This is a genomic window from Ensifer sp. NPDC090286, assembly GCF_044769565.1.
Taxonomy (GTDB): Bacteria; Pseudomonadota; Alphaproteobacteria; order Rhizobiales; family Rhizobiaceae; genus Ensifer.
On sequence record NZ_JBIVYF010000010.1, the window covers coordinates 93,729 to 105,298 of the forward strand.

The 11,570-nt window shown below is 59.6% G+C and carries 12 protein-coding genes; 1 reads left to right on the forward strand and 11 read right to left on the reverse strand.

All coding sequences use genetic code 11. The features are described from left to right. Nucleotides 1-3: 3 nt before the first annotated feature. From ACIQUG_RS32920 to ACIQUG_RS32970, 11 genes are all read right to left on the reverse strand, one after another. Nucleotides 4-1,299 carry an ArgE/DapE family deacylase gene (locus tag ACIQUG_RS32920; protein WP_402326525.1) on the reverse strand — a complete coding sequence of 432 codons (1,296 nt, stop codon included), beginning with the start codon at nt 1,297-1,299 and terminating at the stop codon, nt 4-6. 11 nt (nt 1,300-1,310) lie between these two features. Beyond that, nucleotides 1,311-1,964 (reverse strand): 3-oxoacid CoA-transferase subunit B, encoded by a 654-nt coding sequence (locus ACIQUG_RS32925; RefSeq protein WP_402326527.1) that lies wholly within the window; start codon nt 1,962-1,964, stop codon nt 1,311-1,313. Next, nucleotides 1,945-2,580: a CoA transferase subunit A gene (locus ACIQUG_RS32930; RefSeq protein WP_402326529.1), complete on the reverse strand. Its 636-nt coding sequence runs from the start codon at nt 2,578-2,580 to the stop codon at nt 1,945-1,947. The genes ACIQUG_RS32925 and ACIQUG_RS32930 overlap by 20 nt, the downstream gene beginning before the upstream one ends. Nucleotides 2,581-2,649: 69 nt before the next feature. Further along, nucleotides 2,650-3,999 (reverse strand): aspartate aminotransferase family protein, encoded by a 1,350-nt coding sequence (locus tag ACIQUG_RS32935; protein ID WP_402326531.1) that lies wholly within the window; start codon nt 3,997-3,999, stop codon nt 2,650-2,652. Between the two features lie 134 nt (nt 4,000-4,133). Beyond that, nucleotides 4,134-4,634 (reverse strand): GNAT family N-acetyltransferase, encoded by a 501-nt coding sequence (locus ACIQUG_RS32940; protein ID WP_402326533.1) that lies wholly within the window; start codon nt 4,632-4,634, stop codon nt 4,134-4,136. Between the two features lie 79 nt (nt 4,635-4,713). Next, nucleotides 4,714-5,916 (reverse strand): P1 family peptidase, encoded by a 1,203-nt coding sequence (locus ACIQUG_RS32945; RefSeq protein ID WP_402326535.1) that lies wholly within the window; start codon nt 5,914-5,916, stop codon nt 4,714-4,716. A 212-nt stretch (nt 5,917-6,128) separates the two neighbouring features. Beyond that, nucleotides 6,129-7,088 (reverse strand): LysR family transcriptional regulator, encoded by a 960-nt coding sequence (locus tag ACIQUG_RS32950; protein WP_402326536.1) that lies wholly within the window; start codon nt 7,086-7,088, stop codon nt 6,129-6,131. Nucleotides 7,089-7,149: 61 nt separating this feature from the next. Next, nucleotides 7,150-7,944 (reverse strand): ABC transporter permease, encoded by a 795-nt coding sequence (locus ACIQUG_RS32955; RefSeq protein ID WP_402326538.1) that lies wholly within the window; start codon nt 7,942-7,944, stop codon nt 7,150-7,152. After that, nucleotides 7,917-8,603 carry an ABC transporter permease subunit gene (locus ACIQUG_RS32960; protein WP_113505945.1) on the reverse strand — a complete coding sequence of 229 codons (687 nt, stop codon included), beginning with the start codon at nt 8,601-8,603 and terminating at the stop codon, nt 7,917-7,919. Before ACIQUG_RS32960 ends, ACIQUG_RS32955 begins: the two co-directional genes overlap by 28 nt. 51 nt (nt 8,604-8,654) lie before the next feature. Next, nucleotides 8,655-9,404 carry a transporter substrate-binding domain-containing protein gene (locus ACIQUG_RS32965; RefSeq protein WP_402326540.1) on the reverse strand — a complete coding sequence of 250 codons (750 nt, stop codon included), beginning with the start codon at nt 9,402-9,404 and terminating at the stop codon, nt 8,655-8,657. 26 nt (nt 9,405-9,430) lie between these two features. Next, the gene (locus ACIQUG_RS32970) at nt 9,431-10,177 is read right to left on the reverse strand and encodes an ATP-binding cassette domain-containing protein (protein WP_402326543.1); all 747 of its coding nucleotides are present in this window, start codon (nt 10,175-10,177) and stop codon (nt 9,431-9,433) included. Between the two features lie 663 nt (nt 10,178-10,840). On the opposite strand from ACIQUG_RS32970, the gene ACIQUG_RS32975 reads away from it, so the two are divergent. After that, nucleotides 10,841-11,551 (forward strand): ArdC family protein, encoded by a 711-nt coding sequence (locus ACIQUG_RS32975; protein ID WP_402326544.1) that lies wholly within the window; start codon nt 10,841-10,843, stop codon nt 11,549-11,551. The last annotated feature ends 19 nt before the right edge of the window (nt 11,552-11,570 follow it).

Genomic DNA, 11,570 nt, shown 5'->3' on the forward strand with positions numbered 1-11,570 from the left:
TCCCTACTGGTACGCTTCGAGGCCGCACCAGTCTGCGACAAAAAGGGCGATGGATTGGGTGACGCGCCGGACGGATGGCAGGAATACGCGTTCGTCATAGCCATGAATGCGTTCGGCCTTGGGACCGTATACGAGGGCGGGAATACCACCGTAGAGGCCAAAGAAGCGCGCGTCGGTTGTCGCGGTGATCGCGCTCCTCACGAGCGGTTCGGCCGATATCTCTGTGTGTGCTGCCTCGAGCACGCCGATCGCATCGGCTGCATTCTCGGATTTGTCGCGCGCGAGACTGTAGCCTTCCGCCCTGAAGCCATGGCCAACGATGATCGGTGGATTTTCCTTCAGGTAGGCAGAGCGCATGGCAGCGGCTTCGATACATGCGCGAAGCTCCGCCTCGGCCTTGTCGATATCGTCCCCTGGATAGATGCCCATGCGCAACTCGAAGGTGGCCCATGCCGGGACGCTTGAAGGCCAGTCGCCGCCTTCGATCCGTCCGATGTTGAGGTTCAGTGGATGGGGGACCTGCGCAAACTCAAGTGGACGGCGCGCCTCGGCGTTCCAGCGCGCTTCGAGCTCCCGCAAGGCGGCAAACAGGGGTATTGCCGCTTCGATCGCATTCACACCGGCGCTGGCATGCGCCACATGGCTCGGGACGCCGCTAAGGCTGACACGAAGCCACAGCACGCCAACCTGCGCCATGACCAGCGTCTCGTCGAATGGCTCCGGTACCAGCGCCGCGTCTGCCGTGTAGCCGCGTTGCAGGCAGGCCAGAGCGCCGTTGCCTGTGCTCTCTTCTTCGATCACAAACTGGATATGGCACTTGGCCGCGGGTCGGTATCCGAGCGACTTTAGCGCATCAAGCGCAAACAGGTTGCAGGAGAGACCCGCCTTCATGTCGCCAGCGCCACGGCCGTACATCCAGTCATCCGTGATGCGGGGCTCGAAAGGCGGAGACGACCACATTTCGACCGGGCCTGTCGGTACGACGTCGACGTGTCCATTGAGAGTGAGGCTGCGACCCCTTGGCGACCGGGAGCGAGAGGTTCCGACAACATTGAACGCGTCCGAATAGGGCGTCACGACAGGGGAAAAGCCTGGCAGATCACGAAGCTCCTCCTCGCGGATCTCCCAGAGGTCGACGTCGTAGCCGCGCGCCGCAAGTTCATCGGCTAAAAAGCGCTGGACGTCCTGCTCCTTGCCGCGCGTCGATGGGAACCGGCACAGTCTTTCAAGGAAGGCGATTTGGCTGGGAAAAGCATCGTCGACCGCCTTGGCGATCGCTTGTCGGAGGGAAGGGGGCATATCGCACGTCATTAATATGTTTCCAGTTCTTCGGCGATCGCGAGGGGGGCGAGAGTCTTCGCTCGAACGGCTTCCACGGAAACCCCCTCCGCAAGTTCCCGCAACAGGAAACCACTCGGAGTTACGTCGATGACCGCGAGGTCGGTGATGATCCGATCGACGCAGGAGACCGCCGTGAGCGGAAAGGAGCAACGTTCGACGAGTTTGGGGTTACCGTTCTTGTCCATATGGGTGGTCAGGACGACGACACGGCGCGCTTTTTGAGCGAGTTCCATCGCACCGCCCATGCCGGGCGTGAATTTGCCTGGGATAATCCAGTTTGCGAGGTCGCCATTGCAGGCGACCTCGAAGGCACCAAGGATTGTCAGGTCGAGATGGCCTCCGCGGATCAAGCCGAAGGAGGTGGCGCTGTCGAAGTAGGATGTGCCCGCGACCGCGGTCACGTAGTTACCGCCGGCATCGATCAGGTTGCGGTCGGCCTGGTCGCAGCACGCTTTCGGTCCCATCCCCGCGATACCATTTTCCGAGTGGATACAGACGGTGATCCCAGGACCGAGGAAACTGGGCACCTTGGTCGGCAACCCGATGCCGAGGTTTACTGTCTGACCGTCGATCAGCTCCCGAGCGGCCCGCGCCAGCATTCGGTTAAGCACGGTTGCGGACATGATAGGCCTCGCTGAGTGTGGGGAGGGCGACGATCTGCTGCACGAACGGACCGGGCGTATGAACGTCGTCGGGAGCAATTTCGCCGATCGCAACGACTTCCTCGACTTCCGCGATTGTGGTTCTCGCAGCCATGGCCATGAGGGGTGCAAAGTTTCGCGCGGTTGCCGCATAGCGCAGATTGCCGAACGGATCCGAATGGCGCGCATGGATGAAGGCGATGTCGGCATGCAGCGCTGGCTCGATCAAATAGTCCTTGCCACCGACGTTGGCGCGCTGCTTGCCCTCGGCGAGCTGGGTGCCATTCCCGATGTCGGTGAGTACGGCCGCGATGCCGACACCTGCGGCGCGGATGCGCTCGGCCAAGATGCCTTGCGAGCTGAATTCAACGCGCAACTGTCCGGCATTCATTTTCTCGATGGCGCGCGCGTTCAGCCCGATGTGGGAGGCTATTAGAACGTCGACCATTCCAGCTTCCAAAAGCCGATCGACGCCCATTCCGCGCTCATTGGCGTCGTTCTTGATGACCGTCAGGTGCCGAGGCCCTTGACGAATAAGCTCATCAATTAGCGTGAAAGGCGTTCCGGGAATGCCGAAGCCGCTGATCATCAGGGTCATGCCGTCGCGAACGGCGGACACCGCCTCCTCAATGGCAACGAGTTTGCTCCGCATTGTCGACGATCCCCTTCAGGCCACACCCAACGCAGCGCCGTATTCCGCTGCGAAGGATTCAAGGCTTTCGGCCAGAGTTGTGATGAGTTCTTCGAGCTGTTGATCGTCGATTATCAACGGTGGGCAGACCATGAAGTGGTCGCCTATTCTGCCGCCACGGGTGCGTCTGGAGTAAATGATCAGGCCCTTGTCGTAGGCGATGTCGACGAGCCGGGTGTGCGCATTGAGTGCAGGCGGGAGCGGCTCCATCGTTTCTCGGTTTGCGACGAGTTCAAACGCCAGGAGCAGGCCCTTGCCGCGAACATCGCCGATGAAATGAAAGCGCTCCATGAGCTGCGTGAGAGCGGCACGCAGCTTGCCGCCTTGCTCGGTTGCAGCCTCCAGCAATTGCAGACGATCGATTTCCTGCATCACCGCGAGACCGGCCGCGCAAGCGAGCGGATTGCCCGCATAGGTGAAGCCGTGAATGAAGCCGCCCGCGCCGAGCACGGTGTCAACAATGTTACGATCCGCCACCATGGCCCCAAGCGGAACGTAGCCCGCTCCGAAACCCTTTGAGAGGGCGACAATGTCGGGGCGTATATTCCAATGCTGCATGGCAAGATACGCACCAGTGCGTCCCATGCCGCTCATCACCTCGTCCGAGATCAAGAGCACGCCGAACTCATCGCAGATCTGACGGATCTCGCGGTAGTAACTGTCGGGTGCCACAAGCGCTCCGGTAGAGGCGCCGCCGACCGGCTCCATGATGAAGGCGAGCACGGTCTCCGGCCCCTGACGCAGGATTTCGTCCCGAAGCAGGCGAGCATATTTCAGACCGCGTTCTTCGTCACTCAGATTGTCCCGGTCGAGGTAACATGTGGGTGCTGCGATCTTCGGCATCTCCCGCATCATCGGCGCGAATGGTGCGCTCATCAGTGACATGCCCGTCAGCGACAGGGCGCCGAGCGTCGAGCCGTGGTAGGAGGGAAACCGCGAAATGACCTTCCAGCGCTGCGCTTCGCCCTTGGCAACCGCATACTGGCGGGCGAGCTTGATGCTGCTTTCCACGGATTCAGAGCCACCGGAAACGAAAAACACCCGATCCAGTCCGGGAGGCATCTTCGAAGAAATGGCCGACGCCAGCAGTTCCGCAGGTTCGTTCTCGAAATGCAGGCGATATCCAAAGGTCGACAGTTCCATCTGCCGCTTCATCGCCTGCAGCACATGGGCGTTGGAATGGCCTATGTTCGACACCATCGCACCGCTGGAACCGTCGAGATAACGTTTGCCCGATCTGTCCCATAGATACACGCCCGAAGCGCGGTCAAGCAGAGGGCGGCGGGTGCCGGACTGGTAGAAGAGGTTGGCTTGCGTGCCTGTCATTTAAGTGCATCCCTCATTGGAAACTTTCATGAACAAAATCATGCCGATGAGCCGCAAGGCAAATAGATAGCGCGAAAGCCTGCCATTGGTTTTGTGAATGAGGCGGTGCTTGCTCCGGTCCGCTGAATGCGTGCTCAGCTTGGGGAGGCCAAGCAGGCAAAAGCATCCCCGCGCAGAGCATAAATGCGCTCTTCCTGACACCATTCGAGGCCCATTTTCTCATAGAATCTATGGGCACCCGTGTTGGATGCATCGACAGAGAGCCGAACATAGCGGCCTCCCTCCGACCATATCCGAGCGATTGCGGCCCGCATCAGTGTTTCACCGACGCCCAGTCCGCGGAACTGCGGATTGACGACGAGATCCTGGATATAGGCGCCACGCCGACCGCTCCAGGTCGAGAAACTGTCGAAATAGAGGCAAAGACCAGCGAACTGCCCGGAAACCTCTGCAATCAACGTTGCGAATGCTGGCCGCGTGCCGAAACCGTGTCGGCGGATGTCCTCGACCGTTGCTGTCACTTTGTCTTCGAGGGAGAGGTGCGCTGCGATCAGCTTGAGGCCGCGATGGATGAGCTCGGCATCGCTCTCCCGCCCGACCCTTATGCGTACGTCGAATTGTGCCAGTTGTGCCAAAACAAATGCCTTTCGAATGAAAAGAGGCGAGCGGGCTTATTGGCCCGCTCGCCGTTGAACCAAACAGGTGGGGCGGCTATCAGTTGCTTCGTCCAAACTGCCCCAGGATCGTCTTGAGGTCCGCATGCGGAAGTCCGAAGAGAGTATATCCGTTCGCTCCAGTCATGGTGTCCGCTGCGACGAGAGAATTGACGACTGCTTCCTCTGTCGCTTCGACCGTCGCCTTGAAAACCGGATCAATCTTGCCGGTCGCGAGGACCTCTCCTCCTACCGCCTCCTCGTCGGAAACGTCATTCACGGTTGCAGTGGTCGAGAACGACACGATCAGATCTCCGGAACCGTTTCCGGAGAAAGAACCCAGGCGACCGAGACCGAGCGCCGCCCGCCTCGCGGTACGGTCGAGCTGGATGGGGCTCAATGGAGCGTCCGTGCCGACGACGATGATGATTGATCCTTCGTCCGGCGTCGGTTTGCCGCCGGTCCCGTCCGCCGCGCAGACGGGTTCCTTCTGCTTCTCACCGGATTGGCCGGGTGCGTAGCAGGGCAGCCACTTCTTTGCGAGTTCCTGGCCGACGGGTGCTCCAGCGATGCGCAGCACGCTTCGCTCTCCAGTGTTGCACTGAACCAGGACGCCGACAGTGAAGGTCTTGTCGTCGATCTTGAAGACGCGTGACGCGGTTCCGATGCCCCCCTTGAATCCGAAGCAGCGCATGCCGGTACCGCCCCCGACACTGCCCTCATCGACGGCACCCGGCTTGGCAATGTTGATGGCTTCAATGGCATCCTCGGATTTGACGTGAAACCCTTCGATGTCGTTCAGGCCGCCGTCATAGGTTTCGGCAACGACCGGCCACAACGCTTCTCCGAATTTTTTCTGGGTCCACTGCTGTACGCCGGCATACACCGCCCCGATGGCGTTTGTGTTGCTGATGCCGATAGGGCCGTAAATCACTCCAAAGTCCTCGAGGTAGGACTGGCCCGTCATCTCCCCATTGCCATTGAGATTGTAGAAGCCGCCGTTGACCGGTCGGGAGTTATCCTTGCCGTGCGGCAAGACCACCGTGACCCCGGTCCGAATAGGGCCCGTACCGACCACCCTTGGACCCTCGCCCTCGATGCGTGTAATCTGACCAACCTCGACGCCGGCGACATCGGTGATCGCGTTGAATTTCCCCGGCGTCCCCTCGAACGGTACGCCAAGATCCCGTGCACGGTCCTTCGCGTCGGCGACGCCAGCCGCACACAAACCGACCAATACGATTGCGGGAATCCTTCTTAACATGCTCCACCTCTTTATAAGTTATAAGTTGCACGTTGACCGGGCCGTATGCTCCAGCGCGCGACAGGACCGTCTCTGCCTGATTGCTCGGCGGAGCCAACGCTTCGAAATTGCAATGTTATGTCCGGCCCTCAGCGCGGTATCGAAAGTCTGGGCGACGTCCGTGGCCTATGCAAATAGACAATCTAAATGCCCAGGATAGATGCGCTGAATGCCTAAGCGCCACGATACGTGCGTTGGTCGATCGGGGTGGATTCGATCGCCTCAAAAAGCATCCGCAGCAACTGTGTCTCGGCGGGATCGTGCCGTGCTTGGGGATCGGTGACCATGTAGACTTCGACTGAAGGCTGATTTTCAAGCGGAGGCAGGGGCCACAGCGTCCCTTTTCGAACATCTTCAGCCACGACGTGGACAGGCAAAGGTCCGAAACCACAGCCGGCAACGATGAAACGCCGGACTTCCTCGAGGTGTGAGGAGACCCCGACAACCTTTCCTTGAAGCATGGCCTGCTGGCGTAGTAGCGCCACGGGCCAGAGAGCGTCAGACATTTGATCTGTCAGGAAAGAAACATAGGGCGCCTGGCGCATGTCCTCGAGCGTGATGTCATCACGGCCATAGAACGGGTGAGGCTTGCCGCAAAAGTAGCCGAAGTACTCTCGATAGAGCGTGGTGTATTGCAGGCGTGGGTCGCGCTGGTGCATCAGACAGAAGCCTACCGCATCGTCTCGACGGGAGACGCGCTGGATGACCTCGTGGCTCGATAGGACGGTCGAGGTGAATGTTACGAGAGGATAGGTCTTGTGGAAATCCTCCAGGACCTTGTCAAGGAATGGTGACACGACGTGGCTCGCGAAAGCCATTGAGACGTTGCCGGTGAGGTCGGCCGCATGAACTTGAGTGAGGTCATGCAGGCCCGCGACGCTGACAAACATCGTCTGGCATTCCGCGTAGAGCCGCTCGCCGGCCGGTGTTATCTTGAAGGAGCCTGGGCTGCGCTCGATCAGCGTGCAGCCCAGATGCACCTCCAGGCGCCGAAGAGCCTGACTGATGGTAGGCTGTTTGCGAAGCAGCTTCTCGCTAGCAGCCGTTATGCCCCGCTCCTGGACAATCACGACAAAAGTCCGGAGCAGGTTCCAATCAAGATTCCATACAAACCGACGCGCTTTTTGGTCCATTGCAGTCACCACCAAGATAAGATCGACTGAGGTTGTGACACTTGGGCCTCAAAACCTCCGGCTAGTGCTTAGCATTGATTGCAAGGGGCTTCACCTGGTCGAGTGGCCGGTTGGCAATGCGGTGGGCGATGAGAAAGCGGCGCTCGATGTAGCGGAAGACCACCGTCAACAGTCCGGCCATTATCAGATAGAACACCGCAAGCACGAGATAGATCGTCATGTCGAAGGTACGTGCGAAGATCATCGAACCGGCACCCAGCAGATCTCGCAGGGTTATGGTGCTGGCGAGCGTCGTTGCCTTCAGTGTCAAAACCACTTCGTTGAACAGAACCGGCATCATGGTCCTTAACGCCCAAGGCATCTTTACACGCCGAAGGGCGGTCATCTCCGACATGCCGCAGGCAATTGCCGCCTCGCGTTCCCCTTTAGGGATGGTTGCCAGACCGCTTCGAATGTCCTCGGCCATGTAGGCGGCCATGTTCAAGACGAAGGCAATCGAAATCAGCAGAAAAGGCGAAGATAGCAGAGGCCACCAGAAGCTCGCCTTGATCGCGACAATCCCACCATAGGCAAGGGTGAGGATTTGCGGCAGTCCGTAGTAGACGAGAAACACTTGCACAAACAGCGGGGAACCTCGCAGCACTAGCGTGAACAGTGCCGCCGGATAGCGCCAGCGCCTGCGGCTTGAACCGAGTGCGACACTGACAGGCAGTGCCAGAACGAAGCCGCCGACAGAGGAAACGATGAGCAACTTAAGCGTGACCACCGCGCCTTCAAGCAAGACGGCGGAATACTCGGCCAATATTCCTTGTATGGTTGACCCGAGCATCACGCTGCCGCCCACGAGCTTGCCCAACCCGCCTGCGAGCGGCGACTGAGGTAACGTATCACCAGGGCTGAAGCGATACTCATGAGGATGTAGAGCAGTGCTGCGACGGAATAGAACAAGAAGGCCTGTTTCGTCGTCGCAGTGGCGGCCTGCGCTTTACGCATCAGCTCTTGCAGTCCGATGACGGCGACGAGCGAAGTGTCTTTCAGCATGACGAGCCAGAGATTGCCAAGGCTTGGCACCGCGATGCGCCACATCTGCGGAAGTTGCACCAGCCAGAATGTTTTGAGCGGTGGGAGGCCGAGAGATGTCGCAGCCTCGCGCTGGCCGCGGGGGACTGCGATGTAGGAGGCACGAAAGATCTCGGACGCATAAGCCGCGAAGATGAGGCCCAGCGACGCCACCCCGGCCGCGAACGGGTCAATGTCGTAAGGGGTTTCCGACAGCGCGTTCAGGGCGTTCTGTATCCCGAAGTAGATGATCAGGATCACCAGCAACTCCGGTAGTGCTCTTAAGACGCTCGTGGCCGCAGTCGTGGGTAGACGAACTACCGATGCCTTCGACAGCTTGCCCATGGCCATCGCAAGACCAAGCGGTAGCCCCAGCGCCAGCGAGGCGAAGGCGAGTTTGAGGGTCAGTACAGCGCCCTCGAGAAGCTGAAAACCAAATCCACCGAGAAGTTCCAAGATGTCCTCCAGTTCGAAGCGCCCGCCGGTGCTCGGCGGGCGCGGGCTGTCTTAGCGAAGATCGAAAGAGAGGTATTTCTTGTTCAGATTTTCGAACGTGCCGTCCGCAATAATCTCGTCGAGAGCTTTATCCAGGTCTGCCTGTAGGTCCGCGTTGTCCTTTCGGACGGCAATCCCGATATCCGTGCCGAGAGCCTTATCGTGGACTTCTCCAACCGTGTCGAAGGCGTCACGGCCGCCGTTGGTCTCCGTCCACGGGATGACGGCCACCGCATCGGCGAAAACGGCGTCAAGCCGCCCGTTCTGGAAGTCGAGGAACATATCGTCAGTCGACTTGTAGGGAACGAGTGTCGCTCCCTTCAGATGGGTTTCAGCCCAAACCTCGTGCGAGGAACCGGCGCCGACGCCGATCGATTTCCCTGCGAGCGCATCGGCCTCAAGCTTGAGGCCGGAGCCCTTGTTCGCAATCATCAGGCCATAGGTGAAGTAGTATGGCTTTGTGAAGGCGACTTCGGCCTTACGTTTTTCGGTAATCGTCATCGACGACATGATGACGTCGAACTTCTTGGCCTGCAGCGCCGGGATGATGCCTGCCCATTCCTGAGACACCCACGTGCATTCCCGATGCATTTTTTCACAAAGCGCATTGCCGATGTCGACATCGAAACCAGCTACATTGCCTTTCGCGTCGATGAAGTTGAACGGTGGGTAGGCCGCTTCGACGCCCATGCGCAGCTGCTCTGCGACGGCGGGCGCGGCGAAGCTTGTGAAAGCGACGGCGAGAAGCATTGGCAGTTTCATGTGTCATTCCCCTTTTTGTTTGGTTTTCAATGCATGTTGCGAAGGAAGTCCCGGAGGGCCTTGGACGAGGGACGGGCAAAGAGTTCGGTCGGGTGGCCCGTTTCTTCGATCCGGCCTGACGCGAGGAATACTGTTCTGCTGGAAACTTCGCGGGCAAAGGCCATCTCGTGCGTGACGACCACCATGGTCCGGCCCTCGTCGGCAAGCATCTGCATGACGCGCAGAACCTCGCCGACAAGTTCCGGATCGAGTGCCGAAGTCGGCTCGTCGAACAGCATGAGTTCGGGCTCGCCGCACAGCGCCCGCGCGATCGCCGCACGCTGCTGCTGACCGCCGGACAATTCCTCGGGATACCGGTTTCGTTTGTCGTAGAGACCGACTTTCGCCAGATAGTGTTCTGCGCGGCGGACCGCCTCGCGCTTTGAAACGCCGTGAACGTAGATCGGAGCTTCCAGGGCGTTTTCGAGAATGGTCTTGCCGCTCCAAAGGTTGAATCCTTGGAAGACCATGCCGATTCTCGCGCGTAGCCGCCTTAGACGCTCCGCATCGGTTCTGGCCCCTCCAAGAGCCTGGAAACGTAGCGTTTCGCCCAGCACCGCCACTTCGCCGGAGGTTGGCGTTTCCAGAAAATTGATGCATCGCAGAAGAGTGCTCTTTCCTGACCCGCTCGCACCGATCAATGCGACGACCTCTCCCGCATTTGCCGAGAGGTCGATCCCCTTGAGCACCTCGACGGAGCCGTATCGCTTTTGCAGGTTCTGGATTTGGATCATCTGTCCCACTCTCGACTAGCCGCCATTTTTTGACGCAAGTCGCACCCCACGCCAAATAGATAGCGTGAATTGAGAGCATTCATTTGGTGAATGGGTTCAAGCTGCCGCCCAGACCAGCGATAGCCGTTGCCGTAAGTTGAGTTTGGCCGAAGCTTGGTCGGTGATCCGAACTCGATTCCGAACCTTTGAAGGTCGACCATGGGGCGCGACGATCCGGCGCTCGGTCGATGAACGACGCATTTGGCTCGGTGGAACCGACGTCGTAAGTTTCGACTTCTATGTGCTCGATACCGGCGTCGTCCTCAAGCCGTGTGAAATGACGTCGTCAAAGGTGATCGATTTCGTGTTGGGCTTTAGACCGACCTCAAACAGTGCAACGTACGCTGGTCGGGCGACGCCGACGCGCACCGGCACGCGCGCCAGACCATTGTGAGGTGCCGCTTGAGCGGCTCAATTCTCATTGATTGAGGGGCCGGGGGGCTCTGCCCCCTTCGCCCCTGCAAGCGCCTGCCGCCCAGCTTCCTTCACTCCACTGACGTTCCGCTCCGTGCAGCCGGGTCCCCGCGCACGCGCTTGCACCCCAATCCCCCGCTGGTCCGCCCGAGCTCGGGAAGCAGGAGCGAAGGGCTCCCGCTTCGCGAGTTCCAAGGAAAGGGCAAGGAAATGGGTAAGGCAAAGGCAACCGAGACCACTACGACCGTCAGCGATATCTATGAGCGCATCACCGCCCGCATCGTCGAGCAGCTAGAAGCCGGCACGCGGCCCTGGATGCAGCCATGGGGCGCCGGCGGCACACCGATCAGGCCGTTGCGTCATAACGGCGTTGCCTATCGCGGCATCAACACGGTTCTGCTTTGGATGACCGCGGCCGAGCGTGGCTACGGGTCGGGCTATTGGATGACGTTTCGGCAGGCCCAAGAAATCGGCGGCAAGGTGCGCAAGGGCGAAAAATCCACCCTCGTTGTCTATGCCAACGCGATCGGGCGGAAGGAGACCGACGAAGAAGACGAAGAGGTTGAGCGCCGCATCCCGTTCCTGAAGGGTTACAATGTTTTCAACGCCGATCAGATTGAAGGGCTGCCGCAGCACTTCTATACGACCGAGATTGAGCCGGGGAATGGCGCGGGCAAGGAGCGCATCGAGGCTGCCGATCAGTTTTTTGCCAATCTGGGCGCCGAGATTCGCCATGGCGGCAACAGGGCGTTCTACCATCTCAGCGGCGATTTCATTCAGATGCCTGTCTTTGACGCGTTCGTTTCCGCCGAAGCGCATGCGGCAACCCTCGGACATGAATGCATCCATTATGCCGGGTTCCGGATTATGCCGCGCGGAGCGAGGAATAAGCCATGTTTTCGGCGAAGGATCTCGGCATAAGAACGCTTGCGGTCTGTCC

Coding starts and splice junctions, on each gene's coding strand:
- ACIQUG_RS32970 (WP_402326543.1), bottom strand. CDS start 10,177: ATGATCCAAATCCAGAACCTGCAAAAGCGATACGGCTCCGTCGAGGTG.
- ACIQUG_RS32950 (WP_402326536.1), bottom strand. CDS start 7,088: ATGGACCAAAAAGCGCGTCGGTTTGTATGGAATCTTGATTGGAACCTG.
- ACIQUG_RS32945 (WP_402326535.1), bottom strand. CDS start 5,916: ATGTTAAGAAGGATTCCCGCAATCGTATTGGTCGGTTTGTGTGCGGCT.
- ACIQUG_RS32975 (WP_402326544.1), top strand. CDS start 10,841: ATGGGTAAGGCAAAGGCAACCGAGACCACTACGACCGTCAGCGATATC.
- ACIQUG_RS32920 (WP_402326525.1), bottom strand. CDS start 1,299: ATGCCCCCTTCCCTCCGACAAGCGATCGCCAAGGCGGTCGACGATGCT.
- ACIQUG_RS32935 (WP_402326531.1), bottom strand. CDS start 3,999: ATGACAGGCACGCAAGCCAACCTCTTCTACCAGTCCGGCACCCGCCGC.
- ACIQUG_RS32925 (WP_402326527.1), bottom strand. CDS start 1,964: ATGTCCGCAACCGTGCTTAACCGAATGCTGGCGCGGGCCGCTCGGGAG.
- ACIQUG_RS32930 (WP_402326529.1), bottom strand. CDS start 2,580: ATGACCCTGATGATCAGCGGCTTCGGCATTCCCGGAACGCCTTTCACG.
- ACIQUG_RS32965 (WP_402326540.1), bottom strand. CDS start 9,404: ATGAAACTGCCAATGCTTCTCGCCGTCGCTTTCACAAGCTTCGCCGCG.